At 65.1% G+C, this 16,315-nt stretch carries 14 protein-coding genes; 5 read left to right on the top strand and 9 right to left on the bottom strand.

Annotation, left to right across the window (positions count from 1 at the left end; genetic code table 11):
* Positions 1–12 precede the first annotated feature (12 nt).
* Genes AC3A6P_RS27395 through AC3A6P_RS27375 form a run of 5 tightly spaced genes read right to left on the bottom strand, consistent with a single transcriptional unit; the run spans position 13 to position 5,108 of the window.
* Entirely contained in the window at positions 13–822 is an 810-nt protein-coding gene (locus AC3A6P_RS27395) for an ABC transporter ATP-binding protein (protein WP_487695302.1), read from the bottom strand.
* Entirely contained in the window at positions 819–1,625 is an 807-nt protein-coding gene (locus AC3A6P_RS27390; RefSeq protein ID WP_487695301.1) for an ABC transporter ATP-binding protein, read from the bottom strand. The genes AC3A6P_RS27395 and AC3A6P_RS27390 overlap by 4 nt, the downstream gene beginning before the upstream one ends.
* Positions 1,622–2,533, bottom strand: a complete 912-nt coding sequence (locus tag AC3A6P_RS27385) for an ABC transporter permease (protein WP_487695300.1) — start codon at positions 2,531–2,533, stop codon at positions 1,622–1,624. The genes AC3A6P_RS27390 and AC3A6P_RS27385 overlap by 4 nt, the downstream gene beginning before the upstream one ends.
* Entirely contained in the window at positions 2,530–3,624 is a 1,095-nt protein-coding gene (locus AC3A6P_RS27380) for an ABC transporter permease (RefSeq protein WP_487695298.1), read from the bottom strand. Before AC3A6P_RS27380 ends, AC3A6P_RS27385 begins: the two co-directional genes overlap by 4 nt.
* Positions 3,621–5,108, bottom strand: coding sequence for an ABC transporter substrate-binding protein (locus tag AC3A6P_RS27375; RefSeq protein ID WP_487695296.1), 1,488 nt, complete (start codon positions 5,106–5,108; stop codon positions 3,621–3,623). Before AC3A6P_RS27375 ends, AC3A6P_RS27380 begins: the two co-directional genes overlap by 4 nt.
* 404 nt (positions 5,109–5,512) lie before the next feature.
* Between AC3A6P_RS27375 and AC3A6P_RS27370 the strand changes: the two genes are divergently transcribed.
* The 4 genes from AC3A6P_RS27370 (at position 5,513) to AC3A6P_RS27355 (ending at position 9,678) form a co-directional block, all read left to right on the top strand.
* Positions 5,513–6,271, top strand: a complete 759-nt coding sequence (locus AC3A6P_RS27370) for an IclR family transcriptional regulator (protein ID WP_487695294.1) — start codon at positions 5,513–5,515, stop codon at positions 6,269–6,271.
* A 19-nt stretch (positions 6,272–6,290) separates the two neighbouring features.
* Positions 6,291–8,021: a hypothetical protein gene (locus AC3A6P_RS27365; RefSeq protein ID WP_487695293.1), complete on the top strand. Its 1,731-nt coding sequence runs from the start codon at positions 6,291–6,293 to the stop codon at positions 8,019–8,021.
* Positions 8,021–8,704, top strand: a complete 684-nt coding sequence (locus AC3A6P_RS27360) for a hypothetical protein (protein WP_487695292.1) — start codon at positions 8,021–8,023, stop codon at positions 8,702–8,704. The genes AC3A6P_RS27365 and AC3A6P_RS27360 overlap by 1 nt, the downstream gene beginning before the upstream one ends.
* An 83-nt stretch (positions 8,705–8,787) precedes the next feature.
* Positions 8,788–9,678, top strand: a complete 891-nt coding sequence (locus AC3A6P_RS27355; RefSeq protein ID WP_487695290.1) for a dipeptidase — start codon at positions 8,788–8,790, stop codon at positions 9,676–9,678.
* Between the two features lie 135 nt (positions 9,679–9,813).
* Here the strand turns inward: AC3A6P_RS27355 and AC3A6P_RS27350 are convergent, their stop codons facing one another.
* Positions 9,814–10,923, bottom strand: a complete 1,110-nt coding sequence (locus tag AC3A6P_RS27350; RefSeq protein WP_487695289.1) for a DUF7159 family protein — start codon at positions 10,921–10,923, stop codon at positions 9,814–9,816.
* 112 nt (positions 10,924–11,035) lie between these two features.
* A complete protein-coding gene (locus AC3A6P_RS27345) occupies positions 11,036–11,386 on the bottom strand; it encodes a hypothetical protein (protein ID WP_487695288.1) in 351 nt (116 codons plus the stop codon).
* Positions 11,387–12,161: 775 nt separating this feature from the next.
* Between AC3A6P_RS27345 and AC3A6P_RS27340 the strand changes: the two genes are divergently transcribed.
* Positions 12,162–12,659, top strand: a complete 498-nt coding sequence (locus AC3A6P_RS27340) for a DUF6653 family protein (protein WP_487695286.1) — start codon at positions 12,162–12,164, stop codon at positions 12,657–12,659.
* Positions 12,660–12,738: 79 nt separating this feature from the next.
* Here AC3A6P_RS27340 and AC3A6P_RS27335 read toward each other — a convergent pair whose 3' ends face one another.
* Together AC3A6P_RS27335 and AC3A6P_RS27330 are read right to left on the bottom strand one after the other, a co-directional pair.
* On the bottom strand, positions 12,739–14,670 hold the full coding sequence (locus AC3A6P_RS27335) for a zinc ribbon domain-containing protein (RefSeq protein WP_487695285.1): 1,932 nt from the start codon (positions 14,668–14,670) through the stop codon (positions 12,739–12,741).
* Positions 14,670–16,277, bottom strand: a complete 1,608-nt coding sequence (locus tag AC3A6P_RS27330) for a S53 family peptidase (protein ID WP_487695284.1) — start codon at positions 16,275–16,277, stop codon at positions 14,670–14,672. The genes AC3A6P_RS27335 and AC3A6P_RS27330 overlap by 1 nt, the downstream gene beginning before the upstream one ends.
* Between the last annotated feature and the right edge of the window lie 38 nt (positions 16,278–16,315).

The raw sequence follows: 16,315 nt of genomic DNA, 5'->3' as shown, positions 1-16,315 counted from the left end.
CCTGGTGATGGGTCACGCCGAGCGGCCGACCAGGTCGGGGACGGCGCCCAGCAGTTCGCGGGTGTAAGCATGCTGCGGTGCCGTCCAAACTTGTTCAGTAGGACCCACTTCGACGAATTCACCCTGGCGCATCACCGCCGTGACATCGGCTACGGAGGCGATGACGGCCAGGTCGTGGGAGATGATCGCCATGCCGATCTGCAGTGTGTCCACCAACTCGCGTAACAGTGCCGCGATGCGTTTCTGTGATGAGGCGTCCAGGGAGGCGATGGGCTCATCGGCGACAATGACTCTGGTTTCCACGGCGAGCACTTTGGCGATCGCCACCCGTTGGCGCTGTCCGCCGGAGAGCGCGTGCGGGTAGCGGTTGCGCAAGCCGGCATCGAGACCCACCCTGTCGAGGGCGGAGGTGACGATCTGTGCGACCTCAGCGGCGCTGGGTGCGGGCTTCCCCATGGCCCGTCGACTTCCGCGAATCACCTCGATCAACTGGTCTTCGATGCGGCGGCGAGGGTTGAGTGACGCGTACGGGTCCTGGAAGACCATCTGCAGCGGAATCATCGCGGCGGCACGTCGACGGATGGGCAGCGGCGCGACCGCGCTGCCACAGAATTCGATTCTGCCGGAAGCCGTCGGCTGCAGGCCGACCATGGCACGCGCGAGAGATGATTTACCACAGCCACTTTCGCCGACGATGCCGACAATCTGTCCTGGGTTGATGTCGATGCTGACACCGCGCACGGCGACTTTGGGCGCTTGTCCTCGCGCTTTGTATTTCACGACCGCGTCGCGAACGGTCAGCAGGGGAGTGGACGCTGTCATCGGTTGGCCTCCGCTGCCGACCCCATCTTCCACGGGATGCGCGGCACGGCGTCGAGCAGTTCACGTGTGTAGGGGTGTTCTGGATGATGGAAGATCGTGGTCGCCTCGGCAGCTTCGACAATTCGACCGGTGCGGAATACGTTGACCCGGTTGGCGAATGACGACAACATGGCCAGGTCGTGGGTGATGAACACGATGCCCATACCGGTGGCTTCGCGCAGCTCGTCGAGCAGGCGCAGGATCTCGATCCGGATGTTGGCGTCCAGCGCGGTGGTCACCTCGTCGGCGATGAGCAGCGCCGGGTCGCACGCCAGCGCCATGGCGATCGAAACGCGCTGCTTCATACCGCCGGAGAGCTGGTGCGGGTAGCGCTTCAGCAGCCCCTCGGGTTCTGGCAGATGCACCTGTTGCAGGAGGTCGATCGCTTTGGTCCGCGCTGCCGAGCGGCGCAGCCCGAGATGTACCCGCAGATGATCGGTGAGCTGTTCGCCGATCTTGAGCATCGGATGCAGACTCGATGATGGGTCCTGCAGCACCATCGCCACCTCGCGGCCGCGGGTGCGCTGCCACTGGCGAGGTGTCTGAGCCAGCAGCTCGCGTCCGTTCAGCCGCGCCGAACCGGTGACTCGCAGCGGATGGGGGACCAGCCCGATCAGGCTCATCCCGGTCATCGTCTTTCCTGAGCCGGATTCGCCGACCACGCCGACGACCTCGCGAGAGTCCACGGTGAACGAGACGTCACTGACGACGGGGACTCCGTCGGGGCGCGCGATTGTCAGCTCCTGAACCTCGAGCAGTGTCATGAGTTGTCTCCTGAGATCTCCTGCAGCCGAGGCTCGAGCTGGTCCCGCAGCGCGTCACCGATCAGATTGAACGCCAGGACCACCGAGATGATCGCCGCGCCTGGCGCAACCGCCAGCCACCATTGATCGAAATACTGCACGGCGCCGGAGATCATCGCGCCCCACTCGGGGGTCGGCGGTACCGCACCGAGCCCGAGGAAGGAAAGGCCGGCCAGGAACAGGATCGCGCCACCGATATCGAGCATCCCCAGCACCAGAACCGATCCCGCGACGGCGGGCAGCAGATCGGTCACGATGGAGCGGATGGTGCCGACACCGGCCAGCCGATTGGACAGCACGAACTCCGATTCGCGCAGGGACAGAACGATGGACCGGACCGCGCGGGCGTAAGCCGGCCACCAGCTGATCGCTGCGGCGATCACGGCGTTCTGCACACTGGGTCCCAGCGCGGCGGCGATCGCCATGGCCAAGATGATGCCGGGGAAGGCGAACACCAGATCCGCTATGCGCATCAGGATCTCGTCAACCCAGCCGCCGAAGAAGCCGGCGATGAGGCCGATGATCGTGCCGATCAACGCGGCGGCCACGACGATCATCACTCCGTTGAGCACCGAGACCGAGGCGCCGGCCAGGGTGCGGCTCAAGGTATCGCGTCCCAGTGCGTCGGTGCCGAGCAAGAACTGCGATGTTGGCGGTGACAGCGCCGGGCCGACGGCGGTGGTGGGGTCGTACGGTCGCAGAGCCGGAATGACCATGATTGCCAGCCAGGCCAGCAGGACGATCATGGCGAAGACGACGCTGGGTCTGCGCAGCCACGGCGGAACGCGGCGGGCCCGGGTGCGGCCGCGCCGTGTTCCTGTGTTGCGCGGGACCGTTGGCCGGGCGTCGAGGGATTCGGTGGTGGTCACTGGAGGCGGATCCTCGGATCGAAAACGGCAGCGAGCATATCGGCGGTGAAGTTGACCACCAGGAAGATCACGGCGACGACGACGGCGATGCCGGTGATGGCGCTGAGATCGAGATTCGTGGAGGCCCGGTAGGCGTACTGGCCCATCCCGCCCCACGAGAAGATCTGCTCGACGTAGACCGTGGCGGCCAGCAGGAACCCGAACGACAGGGCTGTCACTGTGATGATGGGGCTCGAGGCCATTCGTACCGCGTAGCGGATGAGCACCCGGTGTGCGGGTAAGCCCTTGGCGCGCGCAGCTTTGACCGCGTCGGTGTTGAGCCCGTCGATGACCGAACTGCGGGTGAAGCGGAGGATCATCCCCAGCGTCGACACCGCAAGAACCGACGCGGGCAGAATCAGGTGGCTGACGGCCGAGCTGAACGCAGGCCAGTCACCGGCCAGCAGCGAGTCGACCGTGTAGAAACCGGTCACCTCCGGTGGCGGCAACATGATCGCGTCCAGCCGTCCGCTGCCGGGCAACCAGCCGAGTTGACGGAACAATACCGTTGAGCCGACCAGCGCCAGCCAATAGGTCGGCAGACTGACACCGATCAGCGAGACGATCCGGGCCACGTGATCGGGCCAACGGTTGCGGCAGGCCGCCGCGATGACACCGAAGACCACACCGGCGATCAACGACATGGCCGTGGCGGTGATGACGAGTTCCAATGTGGCCGGTGCATAGCTGGCGAGATCGCGGCCCACCGGATTCCCGGTCTGCTGCGAGATTCCCAGATCCCCGCGCAGCAGTCCGCCGAGATAGCGCAGGTACTGCTCCCAGATGGGTAGCTGCAAGCCGAACTTCTCCCGGAAGGCCTCGACCACTTCGGGATTGGCCTGCGCCTGCTGGCTGAGGTTGATGGTCTCGGCGCGTACCGGGACCATCACACTGATCCCGAAGGACACCACCGTGATTCCGAGCAGAGTAACCAGTGATGTGGCCACGCGGCGAAGCACGAACCGGGTCAGTCCGGAACCGCCGCCGGCGGGTGATCCGTTGCCGGCGCCGTCCACCGACGCTTCGAGAGACTCCACCGAGGTGGTGGTCATTGCGCGGTCTCTGTGCTGGTGGTGATGTCGGCGAGGTTCAAGCCTGCCATGATGTCCCGTTCTGCGGTGACGCTCTTGGCGGTGACCAACGTGAACGCCGGCTCGAACAGGTACGCGTACGGTGCCTGCGCGGCGACCGCCTTGTTCCAGGCCAGATACGCCGACTCGCGCTGATCGCCGACGGCAGCGCGCGCGGCGTCGTTGAGCGCCACCACATCCGGCGCCGCCGCCGGCGCCCAGTGCACCCGCTCGCCGATCAGCGCACCCGGGGAGAACACCAACAGGTTGTCCGGGTCCGGGTAGTCCGGCGGCCAGGACCAGAGCGCGAGTTGGGTCTGGCCGTCGCTGTAGCGCTGCAGGGACGTGGACGTGGGAGTCGGATTGAGCTCGACATTCAGTCCGATGGCCTTGAGTTGAGCCTGGATGGCCTGGGCGATCACGTTGTAGTCGACCCCTGCGAGCCGGGTGTAGTCGTTGGCGTAGTCGAAGGTGATGGTGGCACCCGAGGCACCGGCCTGTTCGATCAACGCCTTGGCTGCCGCGACGTCGGTGCTGATGGCCTGGTCGGCCGGGATGGCCCCGGTCAGGTGTCCGGGCACGATGCCTGCCGCGCGTTTGGCTCCGGGACCGGCCAGACCCATCAGTGCCTGATAATCCAAACCACGCTGGATCGCCTCACGCACAGCAGGTTTGGATGTCGGCGACGCCGGATCCATGGACATCGCCAGATACAGGACCTCTGGTGACGCCGACGGGGTGACGGTCAGTCTGGACTCGTCGATGTCTTCGGCGATCCGGCCCGGAATGTCCATGGCGATCCGGCTTTCACCGGATTCGATGCTGGACTTCTGTTGTTGTGCACTCTTGACGTTGCGGATGACGATCCGCTCGAACGGTGCATCGCCGAGCCACCAGTTCTCGTTCTTGACCAGTGTGATCTGCGAGTTGGTGTCGTACTGCTGGAGTTGATAGGGCCCGCTGCCGATACCGTTCTGTGCCGAGGTGAACAGCTGGCCGGCCTTGTCGGCGGTGGAGGCGTCAGCCGCGTCACTGCCGCCTGCGGCGCGCACCTTGTCGGCGTCGACGATGGCAGCCGCCGTCGAGCTCACCAGGCTGGGGATGTACGGCGCCGGGTTCTCCGAGCTGATCACCACCGTCTTCTCGTCCGGCGCAGCGACGGTGAGGCCGTCCATCAGATAAGAGGGACTGGCCTTGAGGTTTCGCAACCGCTCCAACGAGAACACGACGTCCTCGGCGGTCACGGAATCGCCATCGGCGAACTTGGCCCGTTCGTCGAGGATGAATGTGGTGGCACGGCCGTCAGGACTGACGGTCCAGGACTTCGCCAGCTCCGGTGACGGTTCGGTGTTGCTGCCTTCGTAACTCACCAGGGTCTGATAGATGCCGGTCGCAACCATGGCATCCGTCACCTGGAAAATGGTCGCGGGGTCGATCGACTGAGCGGTGAACGAGTGGTCGATCACCAGGACAGCGCCCCCGGAGCCCGAACCGCCCCCGTTCTGCGACCCAGAACAAGAGGTGAGGACGAGCGTGCCGGTTAGGAGGATGGCGCCCGCGGCGCTCGCATGCCTCCAACGGATGGTTTTCATCGTTTCCCTTCGCGATGCGGTTGCCGTCGTTGTACACAGCTGCGCGGAAGGCGTTCAATTGCCTGTCTGTCGCCGCATAGGTGACAACTGCCACTAAATTCACTTACGGTGCTAGTGATCTTACACACAAGCCCCCGTAATGGAAGAGTGGGCAAGAATTCTCAAAAGTCCAGTTAAACGGCGTGTTAGTTGGTCATTGACATAGTTTGACACTGCGCGTTACTGTCCAGCTGTCCCCAGCAGGGGAACAGTGTCCTCTAATAGGTGACGAGAAAACAATGGCATCAGTGGAACAAGCCGAGGGGCGTACCGCACCTCTGTCGTCGAACCTGAAAATGCTGCAGTTACTCGATGAGATGGCTGACACCGACGGCCCGGTCGGGGTGTCGCAACTCGCCCGCAAACTCGGGGCGTCGCGATCTATCGTGCACCGGCAGTTGGTCACCCTGGTGGAGGCCGGCTGGTTGGAGAATCTGGCCAACGGCACCTACCGGCTCTCGCTTCGGCCGGTTCGTCTGGGACAGGCTGCGCTGCGGCATTCCGGCCTCAATGCCCGTATCGCCGAACGTATTTCGGCAGCAGCCGAGGAGCTCGGGGAAGTGATCTCGCTCGGGGCCATCGACAACGATGCCGTCACGGTGATCGAGCGTGGGCTGCCTTCGCGCGGTGTGCGGGTGAGCGTGGCGCACGGACACCGGTTCCCGATCATGGACAGCGCGCTGGGCCTGGTCCTGACCGCATACGCGGCGCCCCGGCAGTACCAGCACCTGGTGGAGGCCGGCGTTGAACTCGCAGACCCGGAGCAGTTGGCCCAGGTCCGTGCTGACGGCTACGCCACCGTCGTCGACGCCGAGTACGACCCCATCGAGGTGGTCGCCGTACCGATCGGACGAGTCGCCGGGGCCGTGCGCTACTCGCTGTGCGCTCATTGGCCGCAGGCGCGCACGCGAACCCGTGCGGCGTTGGCGGTACTCGAGCCCGCGGCCCGGGACATCGAGGAAATCATCTCCACAACAACAGGATTCACGTCAGCATGAACCAGAAGGAGCTCAAGCGATGACAACGGTCTTGTCCGGTCGCCCACCGGAGGATCGCTCTGCCAGCGAAGAACTGCTCGACCCGAATCGGGTGATGCGACCGCAGCGGCTTCAGGCAATGGCGCCGAGTCGCATGTCCGTCGCGCGAGCTGTACTCGAGCGGATGGTGCGCGAGCAGTGGAGCTTCGAGCGGGTGTACTTCGACATCGACGACAAGTCACAAGGTGAGGCGCTCTACCGCGTCCGCGCCGGTGCCCACGTCTTCGACTTTGTGGTCTTCGGGTTCGAACCCGATCGGGAAGGCCGAACCGGCCGGATCACCCAGAAGAACTGGGACATGATGGCCGCATTGGTCGACGGTGAGACCACTGCCGAGGACCGCGCCCGAACCCGGGAGGAGTTACCGAAGCTCTACGTGGGTCGGGCGATTCCGGGCACGCTCACCTGGGCGCGATCCAACCGCAGTTTCCGCGCCTTCGACCACGTGGTCGACGCGCTCGCCGACGGCCGTCAGCCCGATACCCGGTTCCTCTGGGAGATCGGATATCTGATGAGGAATACCGGGCTGGACGGCAACGGCACCTTCAACACCCGCTCGTTCCTGGCGCTGGGACAGGATCATCCGTTGCGTGATCCGCTTCACGCGCAGCTGTTCTCGGCATACCTGATGCGTGAGTATGCGGCTGATCTGGTGAACGCGTTGGCAGCGCACCGTAGTCCGGATGCAGTGGCATTGGCACCCGAATTGCGCCGCATGGTCGGGATCGGCAACGGATCGGCGTTGGGGCTGCTGTTTTTCGTCAACACCCATCCCCATCTCATCGGTGCGTGGCTCGGCGAGCGTCAGCGGCTCATCTCCGAGGCGGCGGCCATCGAGCTGCAGCCGGGATCCGAAGAAGCTGAGCGCATGGTGGCGTTGATCGAGCACTCCGCGGACTACTACGCGGCGGATCCCTATGTATATCGGGTGTTCGAGGATCCCCACGATGTGGGCGTGGATCTGCGGCGCGCGGCCGGAGTGCTACGCGGACTGCTCGACGGCGGACCCGCCACCGGTGCGCGGCTCTTGGACGTGCTCAAGACCGTGATCGGAGCCGAGGCGTGGGAGGTGATTGCCGCCAACCTGTTGGAGCTGCTGCCCGCCGAAGCGATCGAAGAGGCGCTCGCCAACGGTATCCGCTCAGAGCTCACCCACTCCGATCCACGGATGACGGTGGGGCAGTTGACCGATCTGCTGAACTCGGAGTATCAGTGGGCACTCGAGATGGACATGGACGCCGACGGGGCCCGCGATTTCGTCTGGTACAAGTCGGCGGATGCGGAGGAGCCACGGCGCGGACCGGCTCATGAAGTGTCCGGCGGACGTAACTGGGCACTGGACCTGCCGGGGGACACGCAGACGCTGGCGGCGGAGTTGGCCGGTCGGCCGGCCGATCAGCCGGTGGGTGAGGTTCTCGCGGAGCGACCTGACCTGCGTGCCGTCATCGAACGGATCCAGTCGCTGGCGGGACAGCTGTTTCACTCACCGCATATGAACATGCTGGACCGCAGCTTCGTACCGGTGTCCATCGTGCGTTTCGTCAACGCCGCCATCCACGGCCTGCATCGCACTGTGGACAGCGAAGATCAACGAAATGTTTTGGGGCTGATCTTCATCGGAGCCCCCACTGCCGAAGAGATCTCGGCCGGGGAAGCCACCTTGGACGCCTATCCGGCAATTCCGGTCGTTTCGCGCGGAAAGGGCAAGTGATGTCAGAGCGAATGAACTACTCGGTGCGCGAGTTCCGGCACATTGCCAACCGGTTCCTCCACGCGCGAGGAGCTCAGCGGCACATGGTGAACCCGGTGCGCGATGTCTTGACCTTCGCTCAGGCGCAGGGTTTCGACACGCTGACCGAGCTCGAGCGCACCAAGGATGAGATCGCCCGTTTCGACGGCCGGGTGCAGCGCGCGCAGACGTGGTCAGCCGGCGGTCAGGCCGCCTACTATGTCGCCCCGACGATCGTGGACCTGCTCATCCTGCAGGCGGACGTCAACGGTGCCACACAGCGGATCGAGGATGTCAACGGCGGAAACATCTTTCACGCTCTCCGTGAGTACGCCCACGTCCGGGGGTTGGGGATCAGCGTGGTCGACGTCGAAGACCACTCGGTCACGCTGGCTTATCGGCCGCGGGCGTGGGTCGCGACCGAAACACCGCTCGACGCCGAGGGACCTGCGATACGAGATGCGCTGCGAAGTGGCTTCGATGCCGACACCGACCAGTTCTGGCGAATGTTCTACGCATCAGATCAAGCCCTGACACCGGACTCGGAGGTGTCCCGAAACCACGCCGGCTCGCAGATCTATGACGAGCACGGCAATGTCATCGGCGAATTCGATGAGGAGGACTACGGGTATATCCGTTCCTACGTAGACGAGGTGGCCGGCTGATGGGGATGATCATCGATGGGTTGCAGTGCGGCCGTTACGACGAGAAAGTCCTGCGGGATCTCCAGGCCAAGGGCGTCACAGGTGTGACCATCACCGCGTCGTTCTGGGAAGACGCCCTGGAAACCATGGACGTCATCGCGACGTGGAACGACCTCATTCGCGACAACAACGAGGTGGCGCTCTTGGTGCGCACTGCAGCCGATCTGGAAGGGGCCGCAGCCTCTGGCCGCGTCGGCATCGTGCTGGGAACGCAGAACTCGTCGTTGTTCAATGACCGTCTCGGATTCGTCGAGCACTTCTGGCACATGGGTGTGCGGATCGTCCAGCTCACCTACAACAACCAAAACGCGATCGGTGGATCCTGTTATGAACCGGTCGATTCCGGTCTGTCCCGGTTTGGGCGAGAGATCGTCACCGAGATGAACCGGGTCGGCATGATGGTCGACCTGTCGCATGTCGGCGACAAAACCTCTGAAGATGCGATCGAACATTCCCAGCGTCCGGTACTGATCAACCACGCGAATCACCGTGCGCTCTATGATCATCCGCGCAACAAGGGCGACCGGGTGCTCGACGCTCTGGTCGCGCACGGCGGTGTACTCGGCGTGTGCACGTACAACAACATCGCCGGCGAGTTCGCCGGCAGTGCGCAAGGCGCCGCAGATCTGATCGCCCGACACGTCGATCGCCTGGGAATAGACCATGTGGGCTTCGGATCGGATATGGCCCCAGGCTCACCTGCCGACGATGTCGAATGGATGCGAAAAGGTCGCTGGACCCGCAGCGAACAGCAGGGGGCATCGTTGCCCGACGCGCCACCCCCGCCCGAAGAGTGGATGGACGACTTCGCCAAGATCAACGAAGTCGCGCATGTGCTCATCAGTACCGGCCGGCTCACCGAGCAGGAAACAGCCGCCGTGATGGGCGGCAATTTCCTCAGGCTGTACCGCGAGGGGTTCGAGCCGCTGGGTTGATCGATCACCTCACTGGACGTCAGGCGACAATGGGCGCCGGAACTGATCCATCCAAAACCGGTGCCGCAGCACGATTGCAGTCGTTCGACACTGGCCGACAGCCGCCACCGGAACAGCTCGCTGTGACTGCGGCGCTCAGGGCAGCGCAGCGAGAATGTTGAACGGATTCGGTGGAGGCGGTGGCGGTGGCGGTGCGGGCACACCCATGACGGAGACGGGCGGCACCGGACCAGGGAGCAGTCGGGCCGACAGCGCCTCCGGGGTGAGGTGGGGTTGGCCGGCCATCGTGGTGGCCGGGGCAGGACCGGGCGTCAAAGCGGTGGCGGGCAAAGGGGCCGTTACGGGTACCGTCGTGGGCCCGGCCGACGGCGCCTCATGGGTGAGGTGGGGTTGGCGGGCTACCGGGGCGGCTTCCACCGACGCAGGCGCGGGGTCGGTCAGCGCGGTGGTGTCTGGCGTTGTCGCGACCTCTGGTTGGTCAGTGACTGTCGGGGCCGCCGCCACGACTTCGGGTTCCTCAACAACTATCGGTGCCGCCGTCGCGACACTCGGTTCGGCAGCAACTGTCGGTGGCGCCGCCACGACCGGGGGGAGTGCGAGGACAATGGGCGGGGCCGCGGCGACCTCCGGAGCGGGAGGCGGCGGCAGTGCCGCAGTGGGCGCGGCAATGACCGGGGCATCGTCCGGCGGTGGAGCTGATGCCACCGGCGTGGCGGCGTGGTCGGCTGCCTGGGGCGGTGCCGTGTCCACCAGCAAGTGCCCCGCAGCCGCTGTACCCACGGCCATGGCCACGACGCTCAACGCCACAGCCAAGGAGACCCGGCGGGCAGGCAGCCGCGAAGCGATCCGGCGCAACGGCCTGTTGTGGTCCTCGGCGGTAACGGTCCGCGCAGCACCGTACGCGAGTTCCAGAGCAGGATCGATGTAGCGGGCCGTCCGGTTCCGGCTGTACCGCGCCTCATCGGCGGAGACCAGATCGATATCGCTGAAACCCAGCGACCGTAGCTCCGACGTCAATTTCACGGCTGACCCGGCCGTGCCCTTGCTCCACGCTATTCGAATAGCGTGAATGTCCTGTTCCGTTCGGGAAGCGAGTGCCTCGACACTGGTGGCTGCTGCGTTCGCCAGGTCCTCGGACGAATCGACCTCGACGATGTCATCGGCGGCGATTGTGCCGTCCACGAGGTCGACAAGGGTCCACACCACCGTGTTCGCTGTCAGCGACAGACCTAGTAGCTTGCGCATCGCCAAACCCCTCGAGGACCGCTGGTCCCTGCCTTTTTGTGTTGCGTCAAAGTCAGAGCTAAGCACGCGGTGATGTGAGGTTCAAACCGCACAGCAAAACCTCAATGAATTCTCAATCCGGCGTGTCAGCGGAGAATGCGGGCGCGGGAAATCGATTCCCGCCGTTAATTTTTGCTGGCACTTCTGCCACCACGGCGGCGCAGCGAACGTCGTCTTCACCTGTCGCTTCCTTGCGCCACCTGTTGGTGGTTCTGACCAATTTGGGTCGGTTGACGGAGGTTTCGCGCTCATGGAAAGCACTGTCCTGGCCGCCAACCTCGTTCCGGTGCGCCCCTTCGCCCGCCATGCTGTGTCGGCTCTGAGCAGAAGCCATGGCCTGCAACAAGTGTGGGCGGCAAGCATGCCGCCAAGGGAAGTGCTCGAGGGCGATGCAGTCGCCGATCACCAAGGTGAGCACGTCCATACTGACACTGGGCAGCATGGGCGTCCTCGTCGTTGGATGGCAGTCCCCGCAACCGCGAGCGGCAAATCAGATGCGGCTCATGTCGGAGTCCACATAACATTCGCCCGTTCCCTTATCCGGTCGTGGCCTGCACCAACCAGGAGCGGTGGGCGGCGCTGCCTGCAGATGGGTCCAACGCGGCGAATCCCATCAGAGATCGAACTGCCCCGATGAAAAGTCAAAAGCATCAGGGAATCCTGACGCGGGCCTGGTGCAGGTCCGCGGCGTCGAAACGGTGGTCGCTGACGGGGGAGGGCTGACCTACTTGGTCGGCGGCGCAGTTGTCGGACCGACCGTCGACTTTGATTCCGGACCAGGACGAGTATCAGGCGTCGCGGGGTTCGAGAAGCGACAGAGCGTCCAGACCACCGTGGCTGGCTCGGCCGGCAGTATGGATCAAATTGCACTCGAGCATCGGCAGGCTCCGATCTGCTGAATGGTGTTGCAGGACAGTCGAAGAACATCGTCGACTTGTCAGCAGCTGCTGTTCGCAACTCTGGCGACCAGCGCTGGCAGGGACTGGTGAATCCGAGTCGGTCTGAGCCACAACACCGTCCGGCCGGCAGGTGCTTCGAGATCAGCATGAACCCTGCCGCGCAACGCCGGACTTTCGCCTTCGGGCTGTGTCAAAAACTGTGCCAGGACCCCAGAAGTCGTTGAGACGCCACAAATGCAACGGAAGATCAGAAAGGGTGGCCGGTTAGCCGCAAGAGCCGACCCGGGGAGGAGTAGACAGATGGTCGTGACCATCGAGTCCAGGCTGGCGCGAGTATTCCGCCTGCAACGCAACGCGTGGCAGCGGCACGCCAATCCCTGGAGCGTGTACACGCGTATCCCGATCCCGATCGTGCTGGTCACGGCGATCTGGTCGCGGCAGTGGCTCGGGTGGTGGTGCTTGGTCCCGGTGGGCACCGTGCTGCTCTGGACGTTCCTGAATCCGCTGGCCTTCCCGCCGCCGAAGTCGCTGAATCACTGGGCATCACGGGGGGTGCTCGGCGAGACGTACTGGTCGGCCCGAGGCGCGATGCCAATCCCGGTCCGTCATCGGGTGGCGCCGCTGGTTCTGAGTGGGCTCAGCGTGGTCGGCGTGCCGTTCATCGTGTGGGGGCTGGTCGTCTTCGACCCGTGGCTGACCGCGTTCGGTGTGGCGGTCCAGATGGCGGGCAAAGTGTGGTTCATCGACCGGATGGCACTGCTGTACGACGACATGACGGCCGACTTGCCACCCGGCTGAAATCCGGCGGCTGACATGTTGTCGCAGATCAGGGCGGTGCACGGGCACTTTGCGCGCCGCCGGGAACGCGCGGTACCGCTCAGCGGGGCGGGTCGCCGCGCCAGTTGAAGCTGTTGACGTACTTACCCATATCCAGTGCGAGCTGAAGGTTGGCAGCTGACGGCTTGCCGGAACCGAAGTCCGGTCCGAAGGCGCGGTACGGACCCACCGCACCCGCAATCAGGGCCAGGTCGTTCTTGACGGCGACCATCACGATGATGCGCATCCGGGTGGAACTGCTCATGGCGCCCTGCGGCCAGAGATCGGCAGCCAACCCGTATCCGTGCTGGTAGCCGACCATGGTGTTCGGGATCTCGTACGCGGTCTTGGTGTCGGGGTAGGTTTCGTTCAGCAGGTCGAAGGCAATGTCCTTCGCGCTGCGCCCGCCCGCGGGGCGGCTGAACAACTGCATGGTGCCGCCGTCACCGGCTTGCAGCACTGCAGTGACCCCGTCGGCGTGTTGGGAGACCTCGTAGGCCGACCCCTGGACCGGGTAGGACACCGAGAACGCCCCGTCGGCCGAGGTGAACCGAGGGTTTATCTCCACTGCACGGTTCATCGGCGGGCTTCCGCAATCTGGCGGACAGATGTATCTGGCCGCGGGACGCGAGATCAGTCCGGACAGGCCGACCAGCCCGCCGGCCAGCACGACGATGGTGATCCCGAGCGCGAGCGCCACCGTGCGAAACGACGTCGTCGGCGGCTTGGTTCCCTCGAACGTTCCGGACTGTGTCGAGTAGCCGGGCAGCAACCCGACGGTGATCTCTCCGGCGAGCCCCCCGCTCGCCGGTTCCTCGGTGAGCCGGGTTGGGCGATCATCGCGCCGGGTCCGGCGGGACTGCCGTGAGCACGCGCGCATGGCGGCGCCGCACCTGGCGCAGAACGGTGCATCGGGTACAACGTGATTGCACTCGATGCACAGGATGGGCTCGTCGGTGTGGACGTCGTCCTTCGCCTCGTGCAGCAGTGCCAGGTGCAGGCCGACCCGGAGCGCGAACAACGCAATCCCGGTCAACGTCAGATGCAGTACCAACTGCAACGACTGGGGAAGCCGGACGACGTCGACCATGCCCAGCGCGGCGTAGATGGCGGTCACCACGACCGCGATCAGGACGAGGGTGGCCCGGACGAAGCTGCGGTGCTGGTTGGCCTTGGCCGGCGGTCGGGTGAACCACAACGCCGTGCCGATCAGACCACCGACGGCCGCGGCGGTCAGTGGCATGGCGATTCCACGGACGCCGGCTTCGACGAGCAGCCCGTCCAGCGGACGGGCCCGGTTGATCATCCCGGTGGTGAACTGGGGTGCCAGCCGAGTCAGGGTGGCCGCCGCGGTGAACGTCACGGCGCCCAGTGCACCAATTGCGTAGCCGTCCAACGCTTCCCGCTTGCCTTGCCACGACAAGCGGGTTACCACAGCCGGAACCAGCATGAGCAGCATGCTCCCCAACGGCACCCCGATCCCGTCCCGTAGGATCCGTGCTCCGGCGATACCTGCGCCCAGCGGGACGCCATAGGCGCGGGCCATGGCGGCCCCGGTCAGTAGCGCCCACCCGACGCCCAAGATGACTCCCAGCGCCGCCGTCAACGGCAGCGTGCGGCGGGGGATATCGTGAGAGACACCGGATTCGCGCAAGTACAAGCCGAACAGCAAGGGCAGGCCGAGTGAGGCGACCGCGATCAGTGCGGCGGGCATCCGCAGGAACGTGGCGACGGCCAAGGCGGCCGCGAGCAGTCCGATGCCCATCAGGAACACCGTCCGTGAGCGCGGCGTCAGGTGCGGGAAGAGCGAACTGGTCAGTGCGGGCGCAAGCAGTCGCTGTCCGGGTGCGGCACTGAAGGCACGCGCCCGCAGCCAGTGTGGGCCGTCGCCGCTGCGGTGTTCAGCCAGCGGCATTCCGCAGAGCCCGCAGTATTGGCCTGCGGGAACGTCGACCTCGCACACCGGGCATTCCACCATGCCGGGGGCGCTCATCAGGCCTGCACTTTCTGGGCGACCTGCAGGTTGCGAACGAGATTGTCGACATCCGGGGTACCGAGCCCGGTGACCAGGTCATAACCCGGGCCGGCATTGTCGACGGCGTTGCCTCCCAACGTCACATCGCGGTAGGCGGGTCGTGGCGCTCCCTCGGCGATGCGATACAGCAGCGGATTGATATCGCCGATCAGGGTTCCGTTGTTCTCCAGCAGATACTGGTTCATCAGCGCGGTCAGACCCGCCCAGATGGGCGCCGACTGTGAGGTACCGCCGCCGATGACAACCCGCCCGTCGAGCACGAACTTCACGCCGGTGAACGGGTCGGCCACCGCGGCGACGTCCGGTGTCATGCGCTTACCGGTGTTGCGCTCGGGTGGTACCGCGCCTGCGGCGGTGCGTTGCCAAGGCGGTAGTTCGAAGAGCGTCGAAACACCGCCACCGGTGCCCTGGGACAGCGGGACGTCGAACCAGGTCTGTTCAGACACCCAGTTTCCGTCCGCGTCGGTGGACAAGGTGGTGCCTCCCACGCTGGTCATCTCGGGCAACGACGCGATCGAGTCGAGGCCGACGTCCTGTTCGCTGGGCGGTGACGACCAGTCCTGTCCGCCACGGCATTCCATGCCGGCGAGGTCACCACTGGCGTTGTAGGCGGTGGTGCCGTGTGACTGGGCGGTGCGCAGCGCCGACCTGACCGGGGCCAGGTCGGCGGCGGTGATGAGTTTGTCGCAGCCCCAGCCGATCGAGAAACTCCACACCGCGCCGGGGAACTGGCGGTCGGTGTCCTCGAGCATCTGGCCGATCTTGCGATAGCCGCCGCCACCTTCGACGGTCGGGCGGGCATTGACCACGACTTTGCGGGCATCGGGTGCAATGGCGTGTGCCACTTGAAGGTCCATCGACAGCTCGCCGCGCGGTTCACCGGGCGATCCGCCGACGACCTCCGGGGTGAACTGCGGTAGGTCGAACGTGGTGGTGAAGGTGTCCAGATCGGATTGCCTGAAACCGTCGAAGGCGAAGATCACGATGGTGATTCCCTTGCCAGTGAAGCCGGCCCTGGCCAGATCGTCGGCGTTGTAGGTGGTCAGCAGCGCGTCGGGGGTGAGGCCCCGGTCGGGGATATTGAGCGGGAGGTGGTCGGGTAGCGACATGTGATGGGGCGTGTAACTGAGGATCCGACCCATTTCAGAAACTTCGGCGCGCAGGTGCTCGGGCACCGCAGGCTGGTGCGGTGAGGCGTAGAAGAGTTGGCCCATCCTTCCCCGGTAGTCACGCACGGAGACGTCGAATGCCCGCTCGACGGAATCGGGTGATCCTTCGACGACCACCCAGTCGTCGCCGGGTCGCCACTCGACCGACAGCGACTGGTCCCGGGCCCAGTCGATCAACGCCGTGGGGCGCGACCGGTCGGTGAGGCTTGCGGTGAACTCGATGCTCTGCTCACGCGCCGGCCCGAGATCAGTCGACGCACCCAACAGCGATGCGTAAGGGCCTTCGATGAGCTTGTCATCGGCGGGGGGCTCGGTGACGGAGAGGCCGAGGCCGACCAGCACCGCGCCGACAAGAAGGAAGGCAGTCAGTGAGCGAACGGTCGCTGTTCTTCTCATGGTCCCGGTAAGAACTGAGGGCGGGTCCGCATGGTGTT

The sequence above is a fragment of the Mycobacterium sp. Soil_C_30 genome, assembly GCF_057656995.1.
Note: the sequence above shows the minus strand (reverse complement) of the source record. Positions and strands in the feature narration are given on the sequence as shown.

Excerpts from the sequence above, each read along its gene's own strand:
- AC3A6P_RS27395 (WP_487695302.1), bottom strand. The coding sequence starts at position 822 with ATGACAGCGTCCACTCCCCTGCTGACCGTTCGCGACGCGGTCGTGAAA.
- AC3A6P_RS27390 (WP_487695301.1), bottom strand. The coding sequence starts at position 1,625 with ATGACACTGCTCGAGGTTCAGGAGCTGACAATCGCGCGCCCCGACGGA.
- AC3A6P_RS27380 (WP_487695298.1), bottom strand. The coding sequence starts at position 3,624 with ATGACCACCACCTCGGTGGAGTCTCTCGAAGCGTCGGTGGACGGCGCC.
- AC3A6P_RS27370 (WP_487695294.1), top strand. The coding sequence starts at position 5,513 with ATGGCATCAGTGGAACAAGCCGAGGGGCGTACCGCACCTCTGTCGTCG.
- AC3A6P_RS27365 (WP_487695293.1), top strand. The coding sequence starts at position 6,291 with ATGACAACGGTCTTGTCCGGTCGCCCACCGGAGGATCGCTCTGCCAGC.
- AC3A6P_RS27360 (WP_487695292.1), top strand. The coding sequence starts at position 8,021 with ATGTCAGAGCGAATGAACTACTCGGTGCGCGAGTTCCGGCACATTGCC.
- AC3A6P_RS27350 (WP_487695289.1), bottom strand. The coding sequence starts at position 10,923 with ATGCGCAAGCTACTAGGTCTGTCGCTGACAGCGAACACGGTGGTGTGG.
- AC3A6P_RS27345 (WP_487695288.1), bottom strand. The coding sequence starts at position 11,386 with ATGGACGTGCTCACCTTGGTGATCGGCGACTGCATCGCCCTCGAGCAC.
- AC3A6P_RS27340 (WP_487695286.1), top strand. The coding sequence starts at position 12,162 with ATGGTCGTGACCATCGAGTCCAGGCTGGCGCGAGTATTCCGCCTGCAA.
- AC3A6P_RS27335 (WP_487695285.1), bottom strand. The coding sequence starts at position 14,670 with ATGAGCGCCCCCGGCATGGTGGAATGCCCGGTGTGCGAGGTCGACGTT.
- AC3A6P_RS27330 (WP_487695284.1), bottom strand. The coding sequence starts at position 16,277 with ATGAGAAGAACAGCGACCGTTCGCTCACTGACTGCCTTCCTTCTTGTC.